The sequence below is a fragment of the Polaromonas jejuensis NBRC 106434 genome (assembly GCF_001598235.1).
Taxonomy (GTDB): Bacteria; Pseudomonadota; Gammaproteobacteria; order Burkholderiales; family Burkholderiaceae_C; genus Polaromonas; species Polaromonas jejuensis.
Map to the genome: position 1 here is coordinate 20,040 of NZ_BCYO01000023.1, position 24,311 is coordinate 44,350.

General features: G+C 67.8%; 20 protein-coding genes and 1 pseudogene. 4 read left to right on the forward strand and 17 right to left on the reverse strand.

Annotated elements, in window-relative coordinates:
• Positions 1–4: 4 nt before the first annotated feature.
• From PJE01S_RS19420 to PJE01S_RS19450, 7 genes are all read right to left on the reverse strand, one after another.
• Positions 5–961 carry a tripartite tricarboxylate transporter substrate binding protein gene (locus PJE01S_RS19420; protein ID WP_068835305.1) on the reverse strand — a complete coding sequence of 319 codons (957 nt, stop codon included), beginning with the start codon at positions 959–961 and terminating at the stop codon, positions 5–7.
• Between the two features lie 169 nt (positions 962–1,130).
• Positions 1,131–2,141: a tripartite tricarboxylate transporter substrate binding protein gene (locus tag PJE01S_RS19425; protein WP_068835306.1), complete on the reverse strand. Its 1,011-nt coding sequence runs from the start codon at positions 2,139–2,141 to the stop codon at positions 1,131–1,133.
• 116 nt (positions 2,142–2,257) lie between these two features.
• Complete coding sequence (locus tag PJE01S_RS19430; protein WP_068835307.1) at positions 2,258–3,193, reverse strand: NAD(P)-dependent oxidoreductase; 936 nt, start codon at positions 3,191–3,193, stop codon at positions 2,258–2,260.
• The gene (locus tag PJE01S_RS19435) at positions 3,190–3,876 is read right to left on the reverse strand and encodes an RraA family protein (RefSeq protein ID WP_068835308.1); all 687 of its coding nucleotides are present in this window, start codon (positions 3,874–3,876) and stop codon (positions 3,190–3,192) included. The genes PJE01S_RS19430 and PJE01S_RS19435 overlap by 4 nt, the downstream gene beginning before the upstream one ends.
• 55 nt (positions 3,877–3,931) lie before the next feature.
• Positions 3,932–4,951 (reverse strand): Bug family tripartite tricarboxylate transporter substrate binding protein, encoded by a 1,020-nt coding sequence (locus tag PJE01S_RS19440; RefSeq protein ID WP_068835309.1) that lies wholly within the window; start codon positions 4,949–4,951, stop codon positions 3,932–3,934.
• A gap of 21 nt (positions 4,952–4,972) precedes the next feature.
• Positions 4,973–5,881 carry an amidohydrolase family protein gene (locus PJE01S_RS19445; RefSeq protein ID WP_068835310.1) on the reverse strand — a complete coding sequence of 303 codons (909 nt, stop codon included), beginning with the start codon at positions 5,879–5,881 and terminating at the stop codon, positions 4,973–4,975.
• Positions 5,882–5,927: 46 nt separating this feature from the next.
• Complete coding sequence (locus tag PJE01S_RS19450) at positions 5,928–6,932, reverse strand: tripartite tricarboxylate transporter substrate binding protein (protein ID WP_068835311.1); 1,005 nt, start codon at positions 6,930–6,932, stop codon at positions 5,928–5,930.
• Positions 6,933–7,139: 207 nt separating this feature from the next.
• Here PJE01S_RS19450 and PJE01S_RS19455 point away from each other — a divergent pair, with 207 nt between their 5' ends.
• Entirely contained in the window at positions 7,140–7,898 is a 759-nt protein-coding gene (locus PJE01S_RS19455) for an IclR family transcriptional regulator (RefSeq protein ID WP_068835343.1), read from the forward strand.
• A 141-nt stretch (positions 7,899–8,039) separates the two neighbouring features.
• Positions 8,040–8,441, forward strand: coding sequence for a cupin domain-containing protein (locus PJE01S_RS19460; RefSeq protein ID WP_068835312.1), 402 nt, complete (start codon positions 8,040–8,042; stop codon positions 8,439–8,441).
• Between the two features lie 4 nt (positions 8,442–8,445).
• On the opposite strand, the pseudogene PJE01S_RS26325 reads toward PJE01S_RS19460, so the two are convergent.
• The 4 genes and pseudogenes from PJE01S_RS26325 to PJE01S_RS19475 all read right to left on the reverse strand — a co-directional run.
• A pseudogene (locus PJE01S_RS26325) lies at positions 8,446–8,580 on the reverse strand (EamA family transporter); the annotation flags it as partial.
• 216 nt (positions 8,581–8,796) lie between these two features.
• Positions 8,797–10,002 carry an FAD-dependent monooxygenase gene (locus PJE01S_RS19465; RefSeq protein ID WP_068835313.1) on the reverse strand — a complete coding sequence of 402 codons (1,206 nt, stop codon included), beginning with the start codon at positions 10,000–10,002 and terminating at the stop codon, positions 8,797–8,799.
• Entirely contained in the window at positions 9,999–12,935 is a 2,937-nt protein-coding gene (locus PJE01S_RS19470; RefSeq protein ID WP_068835314.1) for an aconitate hydratase, read from the reverse strand. The genes PJE01S_RS19465 and PJE01S_RS19470 overlap by 4 nt, the downstream gene beginning before the upstream one ends.
• A 157-nt stretch (positions 12,936–13,092) precedes the next feature.
• Positions 13,093–13,506 carry a hypothetical protein gene (locus tag PJE01S_RS19475; protein ID WP_068835315.1) on the reverse strand — a complete coding sequence of 138 codons (414 nt, stop codon included), beginning with the start codon at positions 13,504–13,506 and terminating at the stop codon, positions 13,093–13,095.
• Between the two features lie 163 nt (positions 13,507–13,669).
• On the opposite strand from PJE01S_RS19475, the gene PJE01S_RS19480 reads away from it, so the two are divergent.
• Positions 13,670–14,506 carry a helix-turn-helix domain-containing protein gene (locus PJE01S_RS19480; RefSeq protein WP_068835316.1) on the forward strand — a complete coding sequence of 279 codons (837 nt, stop codon included), beginning with the start codon at positions 13,670–13,672 and terminating at the stop codon, positions 14,504–14,506.
• Positions 14,507–14,564: 58 nt separating this feature from the next.
• Complete coding sequence (locus PJE01S_RS19485) at positions 14,565–16,775, forward strand: molybdopterin oxidoreductase family protein (RefSeq protein WP_068835317.1); 2,211 nt, start codon at positions 14,565–14,567, stop codon at positions 16,773–16,775.
• A gap of 180 nt (positions 16,776–16,955) precedes the next feature.
• Here PJE01S_RS19485 and PJE01S_RS19490 read toward each other — a convergent pair whose 3' ends face one another.
• The 6 genes from PJE01S_RS19490 to PJE01S_RS19515 all read right to left on the reverse strand — a co-directional run bounded on the left by PJE01S_RS19490 (position 16,956) and on the right by PJE01S_RS19515 (position 24,297).
• Positions 16,956–18,536 carry an MFS transporter gene (locus tag PJE01S_RS19490; protein WP_068835318.1) on the reverse strand — a complete coding sequence of 527 codons (1,581 nt, stop codon included), beginning with the start codon at positions 18,534–18,536 and terminating at the stop codon, positions 16,956–16,958.
• A 494-nt stretch (positions 18,537–19,030) separates the two neighbouring features.
• Complete coding sequence (locus PJE01S_RS19495) at positions 19,031–19,393, reverse strand: DUF1428 domain-containing protein (RefSeq protein WP_068835319.1); 363 nt, start codon at positions 19,391–19,393, stop codon at positions 19,031–19,033.
• 328 nt (positions 19,394–19,721) lie between these two features.
• On the reverse strand, positions 19,722–20,825 hold the full coding sequence (locus PJE01S_RS19500; protein ID WP_068835320.1) for an ABC transporter ATP-binding protein: 1,104 nt from the start codon (positions 20,823–20,825) through the stop codon (positions 19,722–19,724).
• Positions 20,822–22,441, reverse strand: a complete 1,620-nt coding sequence (locus tag PJE01S_RS19505; RefSeq protein ID WP_084389645.1) for an ABC transporter permease — start codon at positions 22,439–22,441, stop codon at positions 20,822–20,824. The genes PJE01S_RS19500 and PJE01S_RS19505 overlap by 4 nt, the downstream gene beginning before the upstream one ends.
• 93 nt (positions 22,442–22,534) lie before the next feature.
• Entirely contained in the window at positions 22,535–23,572 is a 1,038-nt protein-coding gene (locus PJE01S_RS19510; protein ID WP_068835321.1) for an iron ABC transporter substrate-binding protein, read from the reverse strand.
• Positions 23,573–23,802: 230 nt separating this feature from the next.
• Positions 23,803–24,297, reverse strand: coding sequence for a BON domain-containing protein (locus tag PJE01S_RS19515; protein ID WP_084389646.1), 495 nt, complete (start codon positions 24,295–24,297; stop codon positions 23,803–23,805).
• Between the last annotated feature and the right edge of the window lie 14 nt (positions 24,298–24,311).

The window sequence follows — 24,311 nt, forward strand, 5'->3', positions numbered from 1 at the left end:
GTACTCAGTCCAGCTTGATGTGGCCCTTGCGCACCACCTCGCCCCACTTGGCGTCTTCCTTCTTGAGGAACGTGGCGAACTCGGCCGGCGTGGAACCCACGGGCTGGGCGCCCATGTCGGCCAGGCGCTGCTTCACCTCGTCCTCCTTCATCACGTCCTGCACCGCCTGGCGCAGTTGGGCCGCGATGGGCTCGGGCGTACCGGCGGGCAGGAAGACGCCGTTCCACTCGTAGGCCTCGTAGCCGGGGATCACCGTCTCGGCCACCGTGGGCACATCGGGCAGGCGCCTGGAGCGCTCGGGCGCCGACACGGCCAGCGCGCGCAGCTTGCCGCCCGACACATGGGGATAGGTGGCGGCCACGGTGCCGAACATGAAGTCCACCTGCCCTGCCATCACGTCGGTGATGGCCGGGCCGCCGCTCTTGTAGGGCACGTGCACCATGTCCAGGTGGAGCTGTTGCCGGAACAGCTCGGCCGCCAGGCGCTGCACCGTGCCGCTGCCGCCCGAGGCGAAGTTGAGCTTGCCCGGCGCCGCCTTGGCCCTGGCGATCAGGTCGTTCACATTCTTGAGAGGTGAATCGGCCTTCACGATGAGCACGTTGGGTGCCAGCAGCACCAGCGACAGCGGCTGCAGCGCTGTGCTGGCATACGGCATCTTGGGGAACAGGTGCGGGTTGATGGAATACGGCGTGGCGTCGTACAGCATGGTGTAGCCGTCGGCCGGGGCCTTGGCCACGTAGCTCGCGCCGATGGTGCCGCTGGCGCCCGCCTTGTTGTCCACGATCACGCTGGTGCCCAGCCTGGCGCCCAGGCGCGTGGCCAGCACGCGCGCCACCGCGTCGGCGGCACCGCCCGGCGCATAGGGCACGACGATGGTGATGGGCCGCTCGGGGAACGCGGCGTGCGCCACGCCGGCAGCCAGGGCGCACGCGGCGATCAGGGGTTGGAGGAAGCGGAACATGAAATCTCCTGGGTTCAATCGATGAAAAACGAATGCGGGGTGGGCGGCGGCGCCGGTCAGTCGGCCCGCAGGTCCAGGTCCCTGGTGGATGCTATGAATAGCGTAGCTGCCAGCGCTTGATGGACAAGGGCTACAGGCCATTTTTGCTTGAACATATGCTGTGTCTCCTTCAATCCAGGCGGATGCCGCTGGTGCGGATCACGCCCGCCCACTTGGCGGTTTCGGCCTTGACGAAGGCCTCGAACTCCTGCGCGCTGGAGCCCACGCCCTGCACGCCCAGTTCGGCAAAGCGTTTCTTCATCTCGGGGCTGGCGACGATGGCGCGGGTCTCGGACTCCAGCCGCTCCAGCACCGGGCGCGGCGTGCCGGCGGGGGCGAACAGGCCGTTCCACTCATTGACCTGAAAGCCCGGCACGCCCGCTTCGGCCACGGTGGGCACCTGTTCCCAGCCCTCGGTGCGTTTCGCCGAGGTGATGGCCAGCGCGCGCAGCTTTCCGCCCTTGACGAAGGGACCGCTGGCCGTAGTGGCGCTGAACATGATGTCCACCTGCCCGCCGATCAGGTCGGTGAGCGCCGGCGCGCCGCCACGGTAGGGGATGTGTGTGAGCGAGATCTTTTGCCCCTGCTTGAACAGCTCGCCCGCCAGATGCTGCGCGCCGCCGTTGCCGGCCGAGGCATAGGTCAGGTGCCCGGGCCTGGCGCGCGCGGCCTTCGCCAGGTCGGCCACCGACTGAAAAGGCGACGCCGCGGGCACCACCAGCAGCAGCGGCACCTGCATCACGAGCGAGATGGGCGCGAAGTCCTTGGCGGCATTGAACGGCAGCTTGGCGAACAGGCTGGGGTTGACGGTGAAGGCCGTCGCATCGAGCAGCAGCGTGTAGCCATCGGCCGGCGCCTTGGCCACGGCCGCCGCGCCTATGGTGCCGCTGCCGCCGGGCCGGTTGTCCACCACCACCTGCTGGCCCAGGCGGCTGGACAGCTGCGTAGCCAGCAGGCGGGCCGTGTTGTCGGCATTGCCGCCGGCCGGGTACGGCACGACGAGCTTGATGGGCTTGTCGGGCCAAGTGCCCTGCGCCTGGGCGGGCAGCACGCCCGCCGCACCTGTCACTACCAAACTGATAGCTGCCAGCGCTTTACTGATAAGCGCTACAGCCGATTTTTTCTTCAAATCTTTGTGCATTGTCTGTCTCCTGTCGTGGGCCGCACGGACTGCGGCCTCGTCATGGCCGGCACCCTGGTTCTGCACCCAGGCACCGGTGCGGAGGGCACGCAACGCTGGCGTGCCCTGCCCTTCCGTTATGCAGCAGCAGCCGCTGGAACGCGGGCCAGCACCTCCAGCAGGTTCCTGGCCGCGCCCACGCCCATGTTCACGTAGGCGTCGCTGGTCACGCCGCCGATGTGCGGGCTCAGGATGAAGTGCTTCTCGCCCTGGAACGGGTGGCCGGCCGTCATGGGCTCCACGGCAAAGCTGTCCAGCCCCGCCGCCATCACCTGGCCGGATCGCACGGCGGCCAGCAGCGCCGCTTCGTCGATGAGTCCGCCGCGCGCGGTGTTCACCACGATCACGCCGCGCTTGCACTGGGCCAGCGTGGCGGCGTTCAGCATGCCGCGGTTCTCTTCGGTCAGCGGGCAGTGCAAAGAAACAGCATCGGACTCGCGCCAGATCGTCGCCAAGTCCACGCTTTGCACATAGGCCGGCAGGTTCCTGGCGAACGGATCGAAGCCGATCACGCGCAGGCCCAGCGCATCGGCCATCCGGGCGAAGCGCAGGCCGATGGCGCCCAGGCCCACGACGCCCACGGTGCGGCCGCCCAGTTCCAGGCTCTTGTGCGTGGCCTTGTCCCAGTGGCCGGCGTGCATGCGCGCATCGAGCGCCACCACCGACTTGGCGCAGGCCAGCAGCAGCGCCAGCGCCTGCTCGGCCACCGCCGCCGCATTGGCACCCACGGCGGCCACGACCTCGATGCCGCGCGCCTGGGCGGCCACCTTGTCGATGGTGTCCGTGCCGCTGCCGTGCTTGGAGATCACCTTGAGCGACGGGGCGGCGTCCATCACCGCCGCGCCCACCTTGCCGTAGCGCACGATGATGGCCACGGGGTCGTGCTGCTGGCAGAGGGCCACCAAGTCGTCCTCGGTGGGCGTCTTGCCGGCGTAGACGATCTCGAAATCCTTGAGCAGGTCCAGCGCCTGCTGCGCCAGGTCGGCGCCCGTGACGATGATGGAGGCGCTCACAGCGTCTCTCCTTCCTTCAGCACACCGGCGGCGCGCAGCGCGGCGGGCAGCCACTTCGATGCCGTGTCGCCGCGCGCGATGGCCTCGATGCGCGCGGCCTCGTCGGCCACCTTCCTGTCGGCCAGGGCCATCATGGCCGGCGCCTTGGCGCGTTCGATGACGACCACGCCGTCGGCATCGCCCACCACCAGGTCGCCCGGGTTCACCACGGCGCCGCCGGCGGAGATGGGGTGGTTGATGCGGCCGGGCACGTACTTGGTCGGGCCTGCGGGGTTGAAGCCGGCGCTGAACACGGGAAAGCCCAGCTCCAGCAGTTCCAGCTTGTCGCGGATGGCGGCGTCCACGATCACGCCAGCCAGGCCGCGCTTCTTGCAGGCACTGAGCATCAGCGTGCCCATCAGCGCGGCGGTCTGGTCGCCCTTGCCGTCGATCACCAGCACGTCGCCCGGCTGGGCCAGGGCGATGGCGGCGTGGATCATCAGGTTGTCGCCGGGGCGCACTTCGACGGTGAAGGCGGGCCCTGCCACCTTCATGTCCTGGTGCACGGGCGCCACGCGGCCGTGCATGGTGCCACGGCGGCCGGCCACGTCGGCCAGGATGGCGGCCTGGAAGGTCGCGGCTTTGCTCACGACCTCGGCGCTCACGCGCTCGACGTCACGGATGATTTCGGGTAGTTGGCTCATGGTGGTTCTGTCCGGTTGAGAAAAAGAAAGGGATGGAATGGGAGCGGATGCGGCCTCACTCGGCCTTGATGTTTCCGTCCTTGATGACCTTGGCCCACTTGGCGGAGTCGGCCTTCTGCAGGTCGCCCAGCTGCCGGGGCGTGCCGCCGACGAGCGTCACGCCCAGCTTGTCGGCCAGCGCCACCACGGCCGGGTCCTTGAGCGCCTTGTTGATTTCCTGGTTCAGGCGCTGCACGACGGCGGCGGGCGTCCTGGCGGGCGCGAACGCGGCCTGCCACTGCTCGACGACAAAGTCCTTCATGCCGACCTCGCCCATGGTGGGCACCGCAGGCAGGGCTTTGAGGCGCTGGGCGGAGGTGACGGCCAGCGCGCGCAGCTTGCCGGACTGCACATGCGGCAGCGCGGCGGCGGCGGGCGCAAACATGAACTGCACCTGTTCGGCCAGCGTGTCCTGCAGCGCCGGGGTGTCGCCCTTGTAGGGCACGTGGATGAAGCGCGCGCCCGTCTGCTGCTGCAGCAGCTCGCCCTGCATCTGCAGGATGGTGCCGTTGCCGCCCGACGCGAACGCCAGCTTGCCGGGCTGCGCCTTGGCGGCGGCGAGCAGGTCGGCCACCGTCTTGAACGGCTGGTTCGCGCCCACCACCAGGATGTGGGGAATGGTGCCGAGGGTGACCACCGGCTCGAATGCGGCGATGTGGTCGTACGGCAGCTTGCCCATGAGGTGCGGCGCAATCGCCTGCGGGCCGATGGACGTGCCCAGCAGCGTATAGCCATCCGGCGCCGCCTTGGCGACGAAGGCCGCGCCTATGGTGCCGGTAGCGCCCGCCCTGTTGTCCACGATCACGTTGGTGGCGAGCGCCGCGCCCAGCCGCGATGCAATGTTGCGGCCCAGCACGTCGGTGCTGCCGCCCGGCGGGTACGGCACCACCCAGGTGATGACCCGGCCGGCGGGCCAGTCGCCCTGCGCCAATGCGGGAGCGGCCAGCAGCGGGCCGAGCAGCGCGGCGCCCGCCACGGCGAAAAGGCTGCGGCGCGCAAGGCCGGAGGATGAAGGGGTGGTCGTCGATGCAGTCATGGGACTTGTCTCGCTGTGTCGTTAATGGGTCGGGGAAATCGGTGTGAAGCCGTACAGCGCCTGCGGGTTGTCCACCAGCACGCGCTGCAGCGTGGCGGTGCCGCCGGCCTCTGCCGTCCAGTCGGCGAGGCGGTCGACCTGGCGGGCGTCGTCCGGCATGGGCTGCACGCCGGCGGAAGCGGTGGCGTGAGGCCAGTCGCTGCCCCAGAGCACGCGCCCGGGCGCGCAGCGCAGGTAGCTCGCGGCCAACGCGTCGAGCGCCGGGTCTTCCACCGAGTGGCGTTCGCTCACGATGTAGCCGCCGGACAGCTTGATCCACGCCTGACCGCGCTGCAGCAGGTCGAGCAGCAGCGCATGCGCGGCGTGCCGCCCAACCTGCGCGGGCGGAATGCGGCCGAAGTGGTCGAACACCAGCGGCACGGGCAGCTGCCGCAGCACATCGCCTTGTGCCACCAGCAGGTCCGGCGCCATCAGCAGTTGCAGGTGCCAGCCCAGCGGCGCGATGCGGCGGGCCAACGGCATGAGCGCGTCCGCCGTGCCCGACACGCCCAGCGACAGGTTCAGCCGCACGCCGCGCACGCCAGTGTCGTGCAGGCGCAGCAGTGCGGCGTCGCTCTCGCTGCCGTCGATCACCGCCACGCCGCGCGCCTGCGGGCCCAGCGCGGCAAGCCCTTCCAGCATGCAGCGGTTGTCGGTGCCGTAGGTGGAGGGCGTGACCAGCACGGTGCGTGCGGTGCCGATGCGCCGCTGCAGCGCGAGGTAGTCCTGCGCCGAGGCGTCCGGCGGTAGCAGCCGGGCGCCCGGCGCGGCCGGAAAGCGGCTGTCGTAGACATGCACATGGCAGTCACAGGCGCCGGCCGGCAGCGCGGTGCGCGGCGCGGCGGTGCCGGCCGAGAAACGCACGGGCGTGGCAAGGCTGTCGCGGTACATGGCGAGGGCTCTGTGGGCGTGGGGAAGCGATGCTGCGGGTCGCGCGTCAATCCAGGCTCGCGCCCGAGTCCTTGACGATCTTGCCCCAGCGGGGCACTTCGGCGCGCAGCAGCGTGCTGAACTGCTCGGGCGTGCCACCCAGCACGTCGCCGCCCTCGGAGCGCAGCTTGTCGGCCACGTCGGGCTGCACCAGGGCCTGGTTGATGGCCTTGTTGAGCTGCTGCACGATGGCTGCGGGCGTGCCGGCCGGCGCCAGGATGCCGAACCAGGTCACGGCCTCGAACCCCTTGTAGCCCGATTCCGCCAGGGTGGGCACGTTGGGCAGCTGGGACGAGCGCTTGGCCGATGTGATGGCGATGACCTTGAGCTTGCCGTTGCGCACCTGCCCCAGCAGCGTGGGCACGGAGGACATGTACAGGTCGATCTGCCCGCCCACCAGGTCCGTCATGGCCTGGGCCGCGCCCTTGTAGGGGATGTGGCGCAGCTTGATGCCGGCGGCGTTCTCGGCCAGTTCACCGGCCAGGTGGGCCACGGTGCCGTTGCCCGAGTAGCCCAGGGTGAGCGCGTCGGGTTTGCCCTTGGAGGCCGCGATCACGTCCGCAAAGGTCTTGTAGGGCGAGTTCACGGGCGCGGCCATCACGATGGGCGAGGACGACACCAGCGCCACGGGCACCAGGTCCTTGAGCGGGTCGTAGGGCAGCTTGGCGTAGAGCGAGGGGTTGATGGCCAGGTTGCTGGTCTGGCCCATCACCAGCGTGTAGCCATCGGGGGCGGACTTGGCCGCGGCGTCCACGCCCAGGTTGCCCCCGGCGCCTGGGCGGTTGTCCACGATCACGTTCCACTTGTGCTGGTCGGTCAGCTTCTGGGCCACGGTGCGCGCGATCATGTCGGTGCCGCCGCCGGGCGGGAACGGCACGATCAGCCGGATCGGCTTGGACGGGAAGGCGGCTTGCGCCATGGCGTTCGCGGCGGGCACGGCGGCGGCCGCGAGGCCGAGCACGGCGGCGCACAGGCGCGCGGGCAGGGAACGCGGGAGCGTGGGGAAAGGCATCGGTTGTCTCCTTGTGAACTTATGGGGAAGCGGCTGCCTGGGCTTGCATCTCGGCATTGGGATGCGACTTTAAGAAAATGTTTCAATCCATACAATGACGTTTCACACAATGCAACCAATTGCACCATGAGCAACCAACGCCCTCCCCTGGCAGTTCCGGCACCCGCCACCCGGCCCCACCGCGCGCGCGCCGCCACGCCAGAGCCCATGCCACCCGCACCGCCGGCCGAAGCCGGTGCACGCGATGGCGGCGTCATCGCCGTGACGCGCGCGCTGCAACTGCTCGAGGCTTTCGCGCTCGGCGAGTCGCACCTGTCGCTGGCCGAGCTGAGCCGCCGCTGCGGCCTGCACAAGACCACGGTGCTGCGCCTGGCGCGCACGCTCGCGCTGTCGGGCTACATGGTGCAGCGCGACGACGGCGAGTGGCGCCTGGGCCCGGCTGCGGGCTGGCTGGGCGCGCGCTACCAGGCGGGCTTCGACGTGCAGAACGTGCTGGAGCCCGCGCTGCGCGAACTCACGCAGGCCAGCGGCGAGAGCGCGGCCTTCTACGTGCGCGAGGGCAATGTGCGCACCTGCCTCGTGCGCGTGGAAGGCCCGCAGGCGCTGCGCCACCATGCGCGCATGGGCGAGGGCCTGCCGCTGGACAAGGGCTCGCCGGGCCGCGTGATCCTGGCCTTTTCGGGCGAGCCCGGCGAGGTCTATGAACAGATCCGCAAGCAGGGCTACCACTGGTCGATCGGCGAGCGCGAACAGGGCGTGGCCACGGTGTCGGCGCCCGTGTTCGGCATGCACTGGCGGCTGCTGGGCTCGGTGTGCATCTCGGGGCCGGCGTCACGCCTGCCGCCTTCCGCGCTGGAATCGCTGGCGCCGCTGGCGATGGCCACCGCCCGCCAGCTCTCCTATGCGCTGGCGGGCAAAGCTTCGGCGGTACCGGCCGCCTTGCCGCCGAGCCGCTGGCATCCGTGATGCCGTTGCCACACTTCCATTGCATGCACGATTGAGCCTTCCGTAAGCAATCATCTCCCGGCAAAGCCGGGACTTTCAAATCTTGCGTCACTCTGAATTCGGAAGTTAAATTGCGGTCCGACGATCTTTTCGGAGACTCAGATGGAACGCTCTTCTCGCGTGGCGCCGCAGCGCTTTGTCATCAGCCACCACAACGAGGCCGACTTCAAGACCGGTGGCCTGCGGGACTACTCGGCTTACCGCGACCTGGGCGTCGCGGCTGCGACCCATGGGTTGGCCAAAGCGCATGTGATCCGCATGATCGCGCCGTTCCGCACCGAACTCAGCCTGCGGCATCACCACAATGTGCAGTTCCAGCTGGTCTACTGTCTGAAGGGCTGGTTCCAGACAGACTTCGAGGGCATCGGACCACAGCGGCTGGTCGCAGGGTCGTGCTGGGTCCAGCCACCCGGCATCCGCCACACGGTCGTCGGCTGGTCGGATGACTGCGAGCTCCTCGAGATCCTCATTCCCGCTGAACACGAAACCATCAACGATCCCTGAAGCCTCAGCGCTGAGTCTGGCGACCGCTGATCAGTGCCAACGCAATGCCACCCAGGATGGCCGCGGAGGCAGCCGCCAGGCGCGGTGTCATCGCTTCCGACAGGAACAGCACGCCGCCCAATGCGGCGATCAGCGACACCGGCCGCATTCGCGTGAACCTTGCCGGCGAAAAGCAGGCTCAGCACCAGAGCGAACGGCGCCGCCCGCGCGAAGTCGCCCGCCGGGGCGGTCCCGGCCTCGTCATGAAAGCCCACAGAGCCAAGCATCAAAGACGGCTTCTAGCAACCAATCCAAAACAAATACGGCTCCAACCCAATTAAATAGGGTGCCATCAGCTATCTTTTCAATAGCAAATTCACAACCCCCTGGGCACCGCGCCATACAGCCACGGCATATCCAGCAGCTTCCCGCCCAGCAGCTTGAGCGAGGCATCGCGGCCCCAGCGCAGCAAGCCCTGGGCGTGAAATATCTGCCCGTTGCGCAAGGCCCGCGCCTGCACCCTGGCGTTGCGCTGCCAGCGGTTGAGGGCATAGCGCTGCAGCATGGTCGACACGTCAAAAACCGGATCCAGCGCCTGGGCCAGCGCATGGCCCAGCTCGGCCGCGTCCTCAATCGCCATGCCGGCGCCTTGCGCCAGGTAGGGCAGCATGGGGTGGGCGGCATCGCCCAGCAGGGCCACCCGGCCCACGGCCTGCTGGTGCCTGCCCTGCATGGGGGCGCGGTCGTGCAAGGCCCACAGGCGCCAGCGGTCCATGGCCGCTACCCGCTCCTGCAGCGCCGTGCAACTGCCGGCCAGCAGGCGGGCCAGGTCGCAGGCATGGGCGCTGTGGTCCCAAAGATTCGGCTCACCGGTGGTTTCCCCCTCCACGATGGCCACCACATTGAGCCACTCGCCACGGCGCACGGGGTAGTGCACCACATGCATGCGCGGACCCAGCCAGGCCGTGACATGCTGGCTGCGGAGCCGTTTGGGCAGCTGGGCCTGCGGCATCAGCGCGCGGTAGGCCAGATGGCCGGTGCGCCGTGGCAGGCCATCGCCCAGCAGTTGCTGGCGCACCGTGCTCCACAAGCCATCGGCGCCTATCAGCGCATCGCCTTCGACTTCGGGACCGCTGATGGCCTTGACCGTCACGGCCTGTTCATTCTGGCTGAAGGAAATCAGCGGACGCTCCAGGTGCAGCTTCGCATCGGTCTGCTGCTGAACCGCCGCCAGCAGCAGGCCCTGCAGGTCGGCGCGATGCACGGTGACATAGGGCGCGCCGTAGCGCTCGACCATCGCCCCGGCCCGGCCGCCCAGCGGCAACTCGCCCAGTGTCTGGCCCGACACGGCGCTGCGCACCTGCAGGCGATCGGGAAAGGCCGCCACCTCCTGCAGCGCCTGTGCCAGCCCCCAGCCGTGCAGCACCCTGACGACATTCGGGCCCAGCTGAATGCCGGCGCCAACCTCGCTGAAGGCCGGTGCGCGTTCAAACAGGCGCGCATCCCAGCCGGCGCGCGACGCGGACAGTGCCGCCGCCAGGCCACCTATGCCGCCACCGGCAATCAGGGCCTGCCGGATCATGCAGCGAGCAGTTGCCTGAGCACGTAGGGCAGGATGCCGCCGTTGCGGTAGTAATCCACTTCAATCGGCGTGTCCACGCGCAGGATCACCGTGACTTCCTGCTGCGAACCATCGGCGCGCCTGATGACCAGCTTGGCCTCGCTTTGCGGCTTGAGTTCGGGGTGCGGAATCACGTCAATCAACTCGGAACCCGTGAGCTTCAGGGTCTGCCAGGAATCGCCCGGCTTGAACTGCAGCGGCAGCACGCCCATGCCGACCAGGTTGCTGCGGTGAATGCGCTCAAAGCTGCGCGCCACCACGGCCTTGATGCCCAGCAGCTGCGTGCCCTTGGCGGCCCAGTCGCGTGACGAGCCGGTGCCGTATTCCTCGCCCGCAAAAATCACCGTGGGCGTGCCTTCTTCCATGTACTTCATGGCGGCGTCGTAAATCGGCATTTTCTGGATCACGCTTTCGGGCGTGCGGTGGTGCGGGTGGTACAAGGTCACACCGCCCTCCTCGCGCGAACCGTCCTTGCCGGCCGGGATCATCAGGTTCTTGATGCGCACGTTGGCGAAGGTGCCGCGCATCATCACGTCGTGGTTGCCGCGGCGCGCGCCGTAGCTGTTGAAATCGGCCTTCTGCACGCCGTGCTCCTGCAGCCACAGGCCGGCCGGCGAGCTGGCCTTGATGGAGCCTGCCGGCGAGATATGGTCGGTGGTGATGGAGTCGCCAAACAGCGCCATGATGCGCGCGCCCTTCACGGAATTTCCATCTTTTTGGCCTGCAGCGCCCGCTCCATTTGCGGAAGGCGCTTCTATTTCCATAGCAAAGTCCTTGAAGAACGGCGGCTCGGCAATGTAGGTGCTGACCGGCCAAGTGTAGGACGTGCCCGTGACGCCCTTGATTTTTTCCCAGAGCTTGCCCGGTTTGGTCTTGACCTTGGCGTAGTTGGCGCGGAAAGCCTTGCCGTTCATGGCGTACTTCATGAGCTTGTAAATCTCGTCGCTGGTCGGCCAGATGTCGCCGAGGTAGACATCCTTGCCACCCTTGCCCTGGCCGACCGGCTCGGTCATGAGGTCGCGCGTCACCGTGCCGGCAATCGCATAGGCCACCACCAGCGGCGGGCTGGCCAGGAAGTTGGCCTTGAGGTTGGGGTGGATGCGGGCCTCGAAGTTGCGGTTGCCCGACAGCACAGCGGCGCACACCAGGTCGCTCTTGGTGATGGCTTCGTTCAGCTCGGGCGTCAGGTCGCCGGCGTTGCCTATGCAGGTGGTGCAGCCATAGCCGGCCAGCGCAAAGCCCAGCTTTTCCAGGTAGGGCAGCAGGCCGGTTTCCGTCAGGTACTCGGTCACGATGCGCGAGCCGGGCGCCAGCGAGGTCTTGATGTGCGGTGCTACCCGCAGCCCCGCCTTCACCGCCTTCTTGGCCAGCAGGCCGGCGGCCAGCAGCACGCTGGGGTTGGAAGTGTTGGTGCAGCTGGTGATGGCGGCAATCAGCACGTCGCCGTTGCCCACGGTCAAGGCTTTGGCCTTGTCGTTCGGCAGTTCGCACACCGCGACTGGATCGCGCCCTGCGACTTGCGCGGTGGCCAGCGTGGGGCGGTTGCTGACCATTTCCACCACATCGCGCGCGGCGCCCAGCTGCGGCGGCGGTGCGTCATCAGCCGGACCGCCTTCGCCGACGCCAACCCGATAGCGCTGCGACAGACGTTCGGCCGGCTGGTTGAAGCCGTTGTCGGCAATCGGCTTGCTGTACAGGGACGCAAACTGGCGCGCCACATCGCCCAGCTCGATGCGGTCCTGCGGCCGCTTGGGGCCGGCCAGGCTGGGCGTGACATCGCCCAGATCCAGCTTGACCACCTGCGAATAGTCAATCTCGCCGGCCCTGGCCACGCCAAACAGGCCCTGCGCCTTGAAGTAGGCCTCAAAGGCTTCGATCTCTTCCTTGGTGCGTCCCGTGCCCTTGAAATAGTCTATGGTTTTCTCATCGACCGGGAAGAAGCCCATGGTGGCGCCGTACTCGGGCGCCATGTTGCCAATGGTGGCGCGGTCGGGCAAGGCCAGGGTGCGCGTGCCTTCACCGAAAAACTCGACAAACTTGCCGACAACTTTTTCGCGGCGCAGCTGCTCGGTCACGCGCAGCACCAGGTCGGTGGCGGTCACGCCTTCGCGCAGCTGGCCGGTCAGCTCAAAGCCCACCACGTCGGGCGTGAGGAAATACACCGGCTGGCCCAGCATGGCGGCCTCGGCCTCGATGCCGCCCACGCCCCAGGCCACCACGCCGATGCCGTTGATCATGGTGGTGTGGCTGTCGGTGCCGACCAGCGAGTCGGGGTAATACACATCGTCCTGGCCCTTGTGCACACCGCGCGCCAGGTATTCCAGGTTGACCTGGTGCACGATGCCAAAGCCCGGAGGCACCACGCCAAAGGTATCAAAGGCCTGCATGCCCCATTTCATGAATTCGTAGCGCTCGCGGTTGCGCTGGAATTCGAGCTTCATGTTCAGGTCCAGCGAATCCTTCTGGCCGTAGTAGTCGACCATGATGGAGTGGTCCACCACCAGGTCCACCGGCACCAGTGGCTCGATCGATTTCGGATTCTTGCCCAGCTTCAGGGCCACGCTGCGCATGGCGGCCAGATCGGCCAGCAGCGGCACGCCGGTGAAGTCCTGCAGCACCACGCGCGAGACGACAAACGGGATTTCTTCGCTGCGCTTGGCCTTGGGCGCCCAATTGGCCAGCTGCTCCACATGCTCCGCCGTGACCTTCTTGCCGTCGCAATTGCGCAGCACCGACTCCAGCACGATGCGGATGGACACCGGCAGGCGCGCCACCTTGGGAAACTGCTTGGCCAGCGCCGGCAGGGAGTAGAACTTCCCTGTTTTTCCTGACGCGGTCTTGAAGGTTTTGCGGGTGGATGCGAAAGCGTGGACAGGGGCAGACGACTTGGCCATGGCAGACTCCTTTTATTTAAACCGACAGCCTCCATTCTGGCAGGCGCTGGGCGAGTACGGGAGCCTTTGGCAACAAACCCTGCGGGATGGCCCGAGCTTTTGGCCTTCGCCCGGGGCGCAAGCCCGGCAGCCCCGCGGCGCCGGGCCTGGCACCCCTTCACCAGGCCGGCCGGGGCGCCGAGCGGCGCAGGCCGAAAAACTGCAGCTCGGCCAGCACGGCCACGGTCAGGGCCTGAACCACGACATAGGCCAGGCCCAGCATGGACGGTGACACGCGGCCGCTGACCAGCAGCAGCACGCAGCCGGCGGCCCAGGCCAGGTTGCCGGCCACCAGGGCCCAGACCAGCGACCGCGGCACGGGCTTGCGCGTGGAAATGAAGGCCACCGCCGCCGCATACATCAGCAAGAACTCGCCGGTGTAGGCCAGCAGTGTTTCCGGCAAACCCAGCAGGCGGGCCATGGTACCGGTCAAAGCGACCTGAAGCAGACCGCAGGCCACGCACGAGAGCGCATCGACGCGCAGCACATTGCGCAGGAAATTCGGGGACGAGATGAACGAAGTGGAAGACATTGCAAATTCCTGGGTTGCGACAGCCGGCCAAGTGAGTCAAGTCAGCCAGCGCACCGGGCTGTCAGTCAGTGCGGCAGGGAATGAATCATTGCGCCGGCCCAGCGGCCAGTCGATGACCTGGGAGGTCATGGAGCGCAGACCCGTCCGGCCTTAGGATGGCGTCATGACTGCCAGCACCCACCACCCCAGCCGCCCGGTGCCGCGAAACGCGCCCCTGCCCTTCGGCGAGCACCTGCGCCACTGGCGCCAGCACCGGCGCCTGAGCCAGCTGGACCTGGCCGACGAGGCCGACATCTCGACGCGCCACCTGAGCTTCATGGAAACCGGCCGCTCCGTGCCCAGCCGCGAGATGGTGCTGCGCCTGACCGAGCGGCTGGACATTCCGCTGCGCGAGCGCAACGCCCTGCTGGTGGCGGCCGGCTACGCCCCCATGTACCGCGAGCGGCCGCTGAGCGACCCGGCATTGGCCTCGGCCCGCCAGGCGGTGGAGCTGATCCTCAAAAGCCACGAGCCCTTTCCGGCCTTGGCGCTGGACCGGCACTGGAACCTGGTGGCGGCCAACGCCGCCCTGCCCCAGCTGCTGGCCGGCGCCGACCCCGAGCTGCTCAAACCGCCGGTCAACGTGCTGCGCCTGAGCCTGCACCCCGGGGGCCTGGCCGGAAAGATCGTGAACCTGGTCCAGTGGCGCACCCACCTGTTCGAGCGCCTGCGCCAGCAGATTGCCGCCACGGCCGACCCGGTGCTGGCCGATTTGCTGGAAGAGCTGCGCGCCTACCCCGTGTCCGAGGGCGCCGCAGACACGCACCTGGACGGCGAACACCTGGGCGTGGCCATGCCGCTCAAGTTCCGCACCGGGCACGGCGTGCTGAGCTTCATCAGCACCACCACGATCTTTGGCACGCCGGTGGATGTGACCTTGCAGGAGCTGATGCTGGAGACCTTCTTCCCGGCCGACGCCTTCACCGGCGAGGTGCTGCGCCAGGTGCTGTCGCCTGCGTGATCGCGTTGCCGCACCGCTTCGCGCAGGATAAAGACCCTGGAGACACATGGAGACACGCATGACCGAAACCATCCACCACCGGATCTGTCCCCTGTGCGAAGCCTGCTGCGGCCTCGAGCTCAAGGTGCGCGAGGGCCGGGTCATCAGCATCCGGGGGAACGACAGCGACGTCTTCAGCGCCGGCTACATCTGCCCCAAGGGCGTGGCGCTGAAAGACCTGCACGAAGACCCGGACCGGCTGCGCACGCCGCTGATCAAGCGCAACGGCGAGTTTGTCGAGGCGAGCTGGGATGAGGCCTTTGCCGAGATCGAGCGGCGCCTGCCGCCCCTTCTCGCGCAGCATGGCCGCCAGGCGGCCGCCCTCAGCGTGGGCAACCCGTCGGCGCACAAGATCGGCCTGCTGCTGTATTTCTCGCGCCTGGCCAAGGCCCTGGGCTCGCGCAATGTGTTCTCGGCTTCGACGCTGGACCAGATGCCCAAGCAGCTGTCCAGCGGCCTGCTGTTCGGCCACTGGCTCAGCGTGGCCGTGCCCGACATCGCGCGCTGCGACTTCCTGCTGATGCTGGGCGCCAACCCGCTGGCCAGCAACGGCAGCCTCTGGACCGTGCCCGACTTCAAGGGCAAGGCCAAGGCCATGCAGGCGCGCGGCGGCCAACTCGTGGTGGTCGACCCGCGCCGCACCGAAACCGCCGCCATGGCCGACGCCCACCACTTCATCCGCCCCGGCGGCGATGTGTTCCTGCTGCTGGGCCTGGTGCACACGCTGTTTGACGAGCAGCTCGTGAAGCTCGGGCGCCTGGCGGAGTTCGTGAACGGCATTGAATCGCTTGAAGCCGCAGTGCAGGGTTTCAGCGCCGAAGTCGTGGCAACGCGTTGCGGCATTGATGCCACCACCATCCGCAGCCTCGCGCGCCAGCTGGCCAACACGCCGCGGGCCGCGGTCTACGGCCGCATCGGCACCTGCACGCAGGCCTACGGCACGCTGGCGAGCTGGCTGATCGATGTGCTCAATGCGCTGACCGGCCACCTCGACGAGCCCGGCGGCGCGATGCTCCCCAAGGCTGCCGCCTTTGCCAGCAACACGGCCGGCCAGCCCGGCAACGGCCGCGGCATCACGACCGGGCGCCACAACAGCCGGGTCAGCGGCGCGCCCGAAGTGTTCGGCGAGCTACCCATGACCTGCCTGGCCGAGGAAATCGAAACGCCGGGCGAAGGCCAGGTGCGCGCGCTGATCACGGTGGCCAGCAACCCGGTGCTGTCCTCCCCCAACGGCGCGCGGCTGGCCCGGGCGCTCGACAGCCTGGACTTCATGGTCAGCATGGACGTCTACCTCAACGAAACCACGCGCCATGCCGACGTGATCCTGCCCGGCCTGTCGCCGCTGGAAGACATGCACTACGACGTGGCCTTTCCGCAGTTCTCGTGGCGCAACCATGCACGCTACAGCGCGCCGGTGTTCGAAGCCCCCGCAGGCCAGCCCTCGGAGTGGGAAACCCTGCTCAAGCTGGCGGCCATTGTGCAGGGCAAAGGCGCGGCGGCCGATGCGAAGCGGATCGACGACGAGAACTTCGCCGAGGACGCGAAGAAGCTGTTTGGCGAGCACGCACAAGCCGTGATCGACGCCACGCGGGGCCTCAGCGGCCCGGACCGCCTGCTCGAACTCGCGCTGCGCACCGGCCCCTATGGCGACCAGTTCGGCCGCAAAGCCGAAGGCCTGACGCTGGCCAAGGTGAAAGCCGCGCCCGATGGCATCGACCTCGGCGAACTCACCTCGCGCATTCCCGAGATGCTGCGCACCCCAACGGGCAAGGTCGAGCTGGCGCCGCCCGCGCTGCTGCAGGACCTGCAGCGCGCCGCCGGCGACCTCGCGCAGCCGGTGCCCGACATGGTGATCGTCGGCCGGCGCGACGTGCGCTCCAACAACAGCTGGATGCACAACCTGCCGGTGCTGGCCAAGGGGCCGTTTCGCTGCACCGCACTGGTGAACCCCGCCGACGCGCAACGCCTGGGCCTGGCCGACGGCTCAGTCGCGCGCATCAGCGGCAACGGCCGCAGCATCGAGGCCCAGGTGCAGCTCAGCGACGAGATGATGCCCGGCGTGGTGAGCCTGCCCCACGGCTGGGGCCACGGCCTGCCCGGCGCCCGCCTCTCGCTGGCCGCCGAGCGCCCCGGCGTGAACCTCAACGCGCTGCTCGACGAAGACTGGCGCGACCCGCTGTCGGGCAATGCCGTGCTGAGCGGCGTGCCGGTGCAGCTGGCGGCTGTCTGAGGCCGAATTTGCAAGATTTCTTGAGAAGAATCTGGCTCAAGCCCTTGTATTTACTGCGCAATAAGCTATAAAATTAATAGCAAATCATTGGAGAGGCGACCGTTGCATGGGGGGCACACATAATGGCCAGGTCCAGTCATTGCTGACTGCTCCTCCGTCGCCGGTCCGGCAGCCGTCGCCTCAACGCTCGGCAATATAGTGCGACATGCGCACGCTTTCGCCGTGCGCCAGGAAGGCGCGCACCTCGGCTTCCAGCGTGTGATCGGCCACGGTAGCGCGAGCGCGCTGGTGCAGGTAGTCGGCCCATGAGGTCACCAGGAAACGCTCCACGTAGCGGGACGGTTCGCCCAGGTCCTTGTAGACGCGCCAGAAGGTGGCGCCATCGCGCCGGCGCGGCGCCTTCATCTGACCAATGGTGTCGAGAAAGGCGTGGTCCTCCCCGGGGCGGATGCGGTAGGCCACCTCCACCGCCACCGGGCCGGCCTCGGGGCTGGGTTCGGCCTCCACGAACAACTCTTCCCAGGGCGTGCCCTGCGTCACTTCGTGGGCGGCTCCCACGCGCAACGGAAACGGGCGCGCCAGCAGTAGGCCGGCGGCCATCAGCAGGCCGGCCGCGACCAGAGCGGCTGTCAGACCGGCTATGTCGGACAACGCGCCCCAGAACGCCGAGCCGAAGGCGAAGGCGCCCAGCGAGGCCACGATATGCAGCGCCACCGCGCGCGAGCGCACCCACGGCGGCGCGCTGGACTGCGTGGCGGTGTTGAAGGTCGACATGGCCGCCATCCACGCGGCGCCGCCCACCGCCATGGCGCCATAGACCAGCAGCGGCACACGGACCCACGCGGCGAGCAGCATGACGGCAGAAAACGCCACGCAGCTGGCGCCAACGACGGCGTCGAGTCCGAAACGCGCGCGCATGCGACCGATGACCAGTCCGGTGGCCACCGCGCCCGTGCCCATGCAACCCATTAACAGGCCGAAGCCTTGCGCGCCGGTGCCCAGCTGACGCTGTGCAATCACAGGCAGCAGCGCCCACAGTGCCGAGCCGGCCGCACTGTAGGCCATGGCCCGCACCAGCTGCGCCAGGATCATGCGCGAGTGCCAGGCAAAACGCAGCCCGCTGAGCGTACCGCTCCACAGGCGCTCGGCCGGCAGGCGCGACGGCGGGTGAGCGCGTGGCGGCCATCGGCGGATCGATTCCCACATGACCAGCGTCGTCAATACCGTGACCGCGAACACCCAGCCCGCACCCAGGCGTGCAAACAGCAAACCGGCGAGCGTGGGGCCGATAGCGCGCGCCACGTTGTAGGCAATGCTGACGACGGTGATGGCCTGCGGCCATTCGTCCCGAGGAACCGGCTCCACCACGGACGAGTTCCAGGCCGGCGTCAGCACCGCCGTGCAGCAGCCACACACAAACACCAGAAAAAGTACCGATGCCGGCCCACCCCAGCCCCCCAGCACCAGCAAGGCCAGCAGCGCGCATGCGGCCACCTGCGCCAGCAGCGCGCTGGCGATCAGGCGCCGGCGATCGCTGGTGTCGGCCAGCACGCCCGCGGGCAGCGCCAGCAGGAACATGGGCAGGAAAACCGCGGTCTGCACGAGCGCTGCGATGAAGGACGAACCGGTCAGCTCGACCATGAGCCAGGCAGCCGCCATGGACTGCATGCCGTTACCAAGAAAAAAGACGCCGCCGCAAAGCCAAAGCCCGCGAAAGGCGGGCTGGCGCAGGGGAGTCCAGATAGAGTGGCTGATCGACATAGGATCATTATTTCCCAGAACGAGTCGCTGTCAGCCGACTATCGCGCATGGCCGAGTTACAGCGCCCGCAAACGACGCTGTGCAGTGATCCGAGGTGAATTCCCGACAGACAGCATTGGGTTTGCGGATTCAGCCATTCGCTCTACCGGCCCCCCACATGGTCGCGGCTTCCGCAATAACCGTTTTCATCTCTGAACGACATCCACAAAAAAGCGGACCGAAGGCCGCCTTGTCAGCCAAGCACGAAAGGCCCGCTCAGACCGTCACTTCCTTGGCCGTCTGCGCGTACGCCTCGATCTGGTCGAAATTCATGCAGCGGTAGACCTTGGCGGGGTTTCAGGGTGATGTCTATGCCGTCCGCCTTGGCCGCCACCGCATCGGCATGCCTGCGTACCGCGTCTTCGTCGAGCGCATCAAGCTGCGCCGCTTCCGCCGTAAATCACGGCCACCTTGCCTTCAAGCAGCCTGTTTTTCGCCCTCGTGCCGGATGGCTGTCAGAGTTCGATCAGGGTCTTGAAGCCGCCCCAGAACATGCGTTTGCCGTCAAACGGCAGGGCCTTGGGGTCCATCATGCTGGCCAGGCGCGGGTCGCTCATCACCTTGGCATTGACGCTGTCACGGTGCTTGCGCGACTTGTAGGTGATCCACGAAAACACCACCACTTCCTCCGGCTTGAGCTTGACGCTCTGCGGAAAGGAGGTGTGCTTGCCGGGCTTGACGTCATCGGCGATGCATTCGGTGTATTCGAGTGCGCCGTGTTCGCGCCATATCTTGCCGGCCTTGCGCGCCATCTTCCGGTAGGCGTCAACGCTCCTGGCAGGAACAGGCACCACAAATCCATCAACGTAGCGGCTCATGGGAAGTCTCCTCGCGTGGGTGGTTAGAGGTCCAAAGATCGCCTGAGCACGGGAAGCGGAGAAGCTCCGCGGATCTTGTGTACGGCGCGCACAAGATACTAGCAAAGGAGATGGACAGCGTCCACATGAACGCCGGCAAGCCATGCGGCCCGCGCCCGCGGCGGCGCGGCGCCCCACAGTCCCCAAGCCTGCGCATCGGCAGCGCGCGAGAGGCCCTCAAGCGCTACCTATTTAATAGCTGATTACGCCCATGGCTATTGGGCCAGAGCCATTGTTGATGCGTATTTCCGCTGAATTTCCGTGGCGCAGGGCCGCCGGGCCCTGGCGCTCAGCCGCTGAAAACGTGCGCCTGCCCCGCCACGCTGATGCGTACCATGTCGCCGGTCGCCGGCGCGTGCAGGCCAGGGCTGTGCACCAGCAGCGGCGCGTCCCACGCCTCGCCATCCCGGGAGGCCAGCGGGACCGCGCCAGGGCCGCGCAAGAGCCGCACCGACAGCACACAGACTGACCCGCCAAAATCGGCATCGATCACTGCGCCGTAGCACGCCCCCGTGTCCGTTCCGTGCACCGCCACCTCCGCCGGGACCTGGACGACCTGCAATTGCTCGGGCCGCAGCATGATTTGCGCCGCACCGCTGCGCTGGCCGTCATTGACCGCAATGCGCCCCAGCGCGCAGTCGGCCCAGCCGCCCGCCAGCTGCGCCGGCAGCACAATGGTTTCGCCCAGAAAGCTGGCAATCGCCGCATCCCTGGGCCGCAGATACAGCTCAAGCGGACAGCCGGCCTGCACCAGCTGCCCCTCGCGCATGACGGCCACCTGGTCGGCAAACGACAGGGCTTCGGACTGGTCGTGGGTCACCAAAATGGTGGTGATGCCCGCGTTGCCCAGCAGCTGCGCCACGGCCTTGCGGGTGCTGGCGCGCAGGCCGGTGTCCAGCGCCGAAAAAGGCTCGTCCAGCAGCATCAGCCGGGGCCGCTGCGCCAGCGCCCGCGCCAGGGCCACGCGCTGCTGCTGGCCGCCGGAAAGCTCGTGCGGCCGGCGTGCCAGCATGGCGATGTCCAGGGCCACCATGTCCATCAGCTCGGCAATCCGTTCGGCGCGCTGCGGCGTGTTGCGGGGCAAACCAAAGCCGACGTTGTCGGCGACCGTCAGATGCGGAAACAGGGCGCCATCCTGCGGCACAAAACCAATGCCGCGCCGGTGCGCCGGCACCATGCCGGGCCCATCGGCCAGCAGCTGGCCGCCCAGGCTGACGCGGCCGGCGTCGGGCGCCTCAAAGCCGGCAATGATGCGCAGCAAGGTGGTCTTGCCCGAGCCCGAAGGCCCGACGATGGCGGTGCGGCTGCCGGCGGCCACGCTGAGGTCGATACCGCCCAGCACGGCCACCGGGCCGTAGTGTTTGTGTACCGCGTGAAGTTCAAGGGAGGTCATCGTCCGGCGGTCCGTTTTGATTGGGTGTAGAGCAGCCAGGTCATGGGCAGGGAAAGCAGGATCATGATCAGGGCATAGGGCGCGGCAGCGGCGTAGTCGATCTCGCTGCTGTAGGCCCAGAACGAGGTGGCCAGGGTGCGCGTGCCGTTGGGCGCCAGCATCAGGGTGGCGGTGAGTTCGTTGGTGATGCCCAGGCCGACCAGTGCCGCGCCGGCCGCGGCGGCCGGCGCGGCCAGGCGCAGGGTGACGGCCCACAGCGCCCGGGCCGGCGTATGCCCCAGGCTGCGGGCGGCATGCTCCAGTTCCACCGGTGCCTGGGCAATGCCGGTGCGCAGGCTGATCAGCGCGCGCGGCAAAAACATCAGCGCATAGGCCAGCAGCACCGTGACCGCCGTCTGGTAGATCGGCATGGCCACGCGCACCGTGACCGTCACCAGGGCCAGCGCCACCACCACGCCGGGCAGCGAGCCCACCAGGTAGTTGCAGGCCTCCAGCACGCGCTGCAGCCGCCCGGGTGAGCGAATCGAGAGCCAGGCCATGGGCACGGCGGCCAGCGTGGTCAGCAGCGCGCCGGCCAGCGCCAGCGCCAGCGTCTGGCCCACGGCGGGGACCATCTCGCCCAGCCGCCAGACCCCGGCCCCGCCGGCCGCCAGCCAGCGCACCAGCGTGACCAGCGGCACACCCAGCGCCAGCGCCGTGGTGAGGGCCGGCAGCAAGAGGCAAAGCCACGTGGCGCCGCCCAGGCGCCGCCGCTGCGGCAGCCGGGCAGCGCCGGTGCCGATGCGGGCGTAGCGTTCGTTGCCGCGGGCCGCCGACTCCAGCCCCAGCAGCGCAAAACAGCAGAGCACCAGCACGCCCGACAGCATGTTGGCCGCCACACCGTTGTAGGTGGACTGGAACTGGTCGACGATGGCGGTGGTAAAGGTGTCGAAGCGGATCATCACGTACAGGCCGTATTCGGCCAGCAGGTGCAGGCCGATCAGCAGTGAGCCGCCGCAAACGGCCAGCCGCAGCTGCGGCAGCACGACACGAGAGAACACGCCCCAGGGCCCCAGACCCAGCGAGGCCGCCGTGTCTTCCATGCCCGGGTCCAGCCGGCGCAGCGCCGCCGCTACCGGCAGATAAAGAAAGGGGAAATAGGCGATCACCGACACCAGCACGCCGCCCCACAAGCCATGCAGGCCGGGCACCACGGTGACCCAGGCATAGCTGTGCACAAAGGCCGGCACGGCCAGCGGCGCCACGGCCAGCCAGGCCCAGGTGCGCGCGCCGGGCAAATCGCTGCGCTCGGTCAGCCAGGCCAGCGCCACCGCGAGCAAGACGCATAGCGGCACGGTCAGGGCCACCAGCAGCCCCGTGTTGACCAGCAACTCGCCCACGCGGGGCCGGAAAATCAGGGCAGAGACGGTCTCCCACCCGGTCTGGAAAGCCACCCAGACCACAAAGCCCAGCGGCACCAAGGCCAGCAGGGACACGAGCAGCGCCGTGCTGGCCACCCACGACAGGGGCCAGCCGCGACGCGGCGTGCTGCGAACCAGCGGCAGGGTTTGGCTGAATACTGCGCCCGGCCCCCGGACGGCGGCATCGGCACTGGCAGGGAGGGGAATGGCACTCACAAAAAAGACAGTCAGGACGGGTAGGAGATGTTTTTTAAGCCTGCGCTGCGCCGACCACGAATGTCGGCGCAGCGCAGGGGGTGGCGTTCAGCTTCAGAGCAGGCCGGCCTGGGTCATCAGATCGGTGACCTTCTTGCTGTTGAGCTTGGACGGTTCGACCTTGGGGGCCTGCAAATCAGCCAGCGGCAACAGCTTGGGATGGGACTGTGCACCGACACCGACGGCGTACTCATAGGAGTCGCCGGTTTTCAGGATCTCCTGGCCGCCCTTGCCGGCCACCCATTGCACAAAGGCCTGGGCTTCGGGCTGGTGCTTGCTGGAAGCCAGCACGCCGGCGCCGGAGAGGCTCACGAAAGCGCCCGGATCCTGGTTGCGGAAGTAATGCACTTCGGTGTTGTTGCTGTTCTCGCCGGTCTTGGCCTGGTCGCCGACACGGTAGTAGTGGTAGATCACCCCGCCCTCGATCTGGCCCGCGTTGACGGCTTTGAGCACGACACCGTTGCCCTTGTAAAGCGTCGCATTGTCCTTCATGGCCTTGAGCCAGGCGGCGGTCTGCGCCTCGCCCTTGAGCTCAAGCAGCGCGCTGACGATGGCCTGGAAGTCGGCGCCGGCAGGCGATGCCGCCCAGCGGCCTTTCCAGCTCGGGCCGGCCAGGTCCATCATTGATTTGGGCAGCTGGGCCGGCGTGAGCTTGGCCTTGTTGTAGACGAACACGGTGCTGCGCGCGGCAATGCCCGTCCAGCGGCCATGCGAGGGACGGTAGTTGGCAGGCACCTCGTTCAGCGTGGCGGGGTTCAGCGGCGCAAACAGGCCGGCCGCATCGACGAGCGCCATCGCGGGCGAGTTTTCGGTGAGGAAAACGTCGGCCGGCGTGGCCTTGCCTTCCTGCACGATCTGGTTGCCCAGCTCGGTGTCGCCGCCATTGCGCAGGGTCACCTTGATGCCGGTCTCCTTGGTGAAGGCCTCGGCCCAGGCCTTGGTCAGGCTGGCGTGCTGCGCGTTGTAAACCACGATGCCTTCGGCGCTGGGCGTCGCGGCCGGCGCGGTTTGGGCCGAGGACGCCAGCGGCGCCCCCATCAAGGCCGTGCCCAGTGTCACGGCACTCGCAAGAGATGTAAAGGAAAATTTCATGAAATACCTTTGTTGTTAACCAGGATGGATCGGACGCATTGGGCAATTCGACTGACAGGCCCCGGCAACATCCGGGAAAGGCTGGAGCACCGCCATTAATGCGTAATACAAATACGAATTACTTGCATCTGTATCTTAACCGCTCCGGCGCCCAGATGTAAGCATGGATTCATGCCGCGGCGACCATTGGCCCGCACTGACAGTCGGAGTCAGGCGAAACAACAGGCAGGCTACTTTTCGCGGGGCTGTGCCGGCACATACCTCAAAGGCTCGTCGCCCACACGCAAATAGTTGACGACGCCCATGACATCGTCCACCAGCCAGACCGCCTGCTCCAGCGCCTGCGCCTGCTCGCGCGACTGGACGCAGCCCTTGAGCAGCACCAGACGACGTTCGCCCTGCACCCAGACGCTGGTGTCGTCGAAGCGGCCATCCAGGCGTATGTATTGGGCCACCCTGGGGATGATTTCCTGGTCGTACAGGTAGGAGTTGGCAAGCCGGCAGCGCCCGACGCGATAGCAGCTGCCACCGTGCTGCGTCCGCACATGGCCCGCTTCGCGCACCTCTTGCTCGGTGTACAGCGGCCCCTCGGGCACCGGGCACTGGGCGATGGCCGAGGTGACCTGAAGAAAGGGATCGTTGAATGCATTGGTGCGCTGCTCCTGAGCACTCAGGGGCAGCGCGCCAATCGCCGCGCACAGGAAGGTGAAAACGGATTTCTTCACGGAGTCACCTCCTG

What these genes read in the sequence shown, in the direction of transcription:
- PJE01S_RS19510 (WP_068835321.1), bottom strand. Translation starts at nt 23,572, where the DNA reads ATGAAATTTTCCTTTACATCTCTTGCGAGTGCCGTGACACTGGGCACG.
- PJE01S_RS19445 (WP_068835310.1), bottom strand. Translation starts at nt 5,881, where the DNA reads ATGTACCGCGACAGCCTTGCCACGCCCGTGCGTTTCTCGGCCGGCACC.
- PJE01S_RS19425 (WP_068835306.1), bottom strand. Translation starts at nt 2,141, where the DNA reads ATGCACAAAGATTTGAAGAAAAAATCGGCTGTAGCGCTTATCAGTAAA.
- PJE01S_RS19420 (WP_068835305.1), bottom strand. Translation starts at nt 961, where the DNA reads ATGTTCCGCTTCCTCCAACCCCTGATCGCCGCGTGCGCCCTGGCTGCC.
- PJE01S_RS19465 (WP_068835313.1), bottom strand. Translation starts at nt 10,002, where the DNA reads ATGATCCGGCAGGCCCTGATTGCCGGTGGCGGCATAGGTGGCCTGGCG.
- PJE01S_RS19440 (WP_068835309.1), bottom strand. Translation starts at nt 4,951, where the DNA reads ATGACTGCATCGACGACCACCCCTTCATCCTCCGGCCTTGCGCGCCGC.
- PJE01S_RS19495 (WP_068835319.1), bottom strand. Translation starts at nt 19,393, where the DNA reads ATGAGCCGCTACGTTGATGGATTTGTGGTGCCTGTTCCTGCCAGGAGC.
- PJE01S_RS19435 (WP_068835308.1), bottom strand. Translation starts at nt 3,876, where the DNA reads ATGAGCCAACTACCCGAAATCATCCGTGACGTCGAGCGCGTGAGCGCC.
- PJE01S_RS19485 (WP_068835317.1), top strand. Translation starts at nt 14,565, where the DNA reads ATGACCGAAACCATCCACCACCGGATCTGTCCCCTGTGCGAAGCCTGC.
- PJE01S_RS19450 (WP_068835311.1), bottom strand. Translation starts at nt 6,932, where the DNA reads ATGCCTTTCCCCACGCTCCCGCGTTCCCTGCCCGCGCGCCTGTGCGCC.
- PJE01S_RS19490 (WP_068835318.1), bottom strand. Translation starts at nt 18,536, where the DNA reads ATGTCGATCAGCCACTCTATCTGGACTCCCCTGCGCCAGCCCGCCTTT.
- PJE01S_RS19460 (WP_068835312.1), top strand. Translation starts at nt 8,040, where the DNA reads ATGGAACGCTCTTCTCGCGTGGCGCCGCAGCGCTTTGTCATCAGCCAC.
- PJE01S_RS19475 (WP_068835315.1), bottom strand. Translation starts at nt 13,506, where the DNA reads ATGTCTTCCACTTCGTTCATCTCGTCCCCGAATTTCCTGCGCAATGTG.
- PJE01S_RS19470 (WP_068835314.1), bottom strand. Translation starts at nt 12,935, where the DNA reads ATGGCCAAGTCGTCTGCCCCTGTCCACGCTTTCGCATCCACCCGCAAA.
- PJE01S_RS19480 (WP_068835316.1), top strand. Translation starts at nt 13,670, where the DNA reads ATGACTGCCAGCACCCACCACCCCAGCCGCCCGGTGCCGCGAAACGCG.
- PJE01S_RS19500 (WP_068835320.1), bottom strand. Translation starts at nt 20,825, where the DNA reads ATGACCTCCCTTGAACTTCACGCGGTACACAAACACTACGGCCCGGTG.
- PJE01S_RS19455 (WP_068835343.1), top strand. Translation starts at nt 7,140, where the DNA reads ATGCCACCCGCACCGCCGGCCGAAGCCGGTGCACGCGATGGCGGCGTC.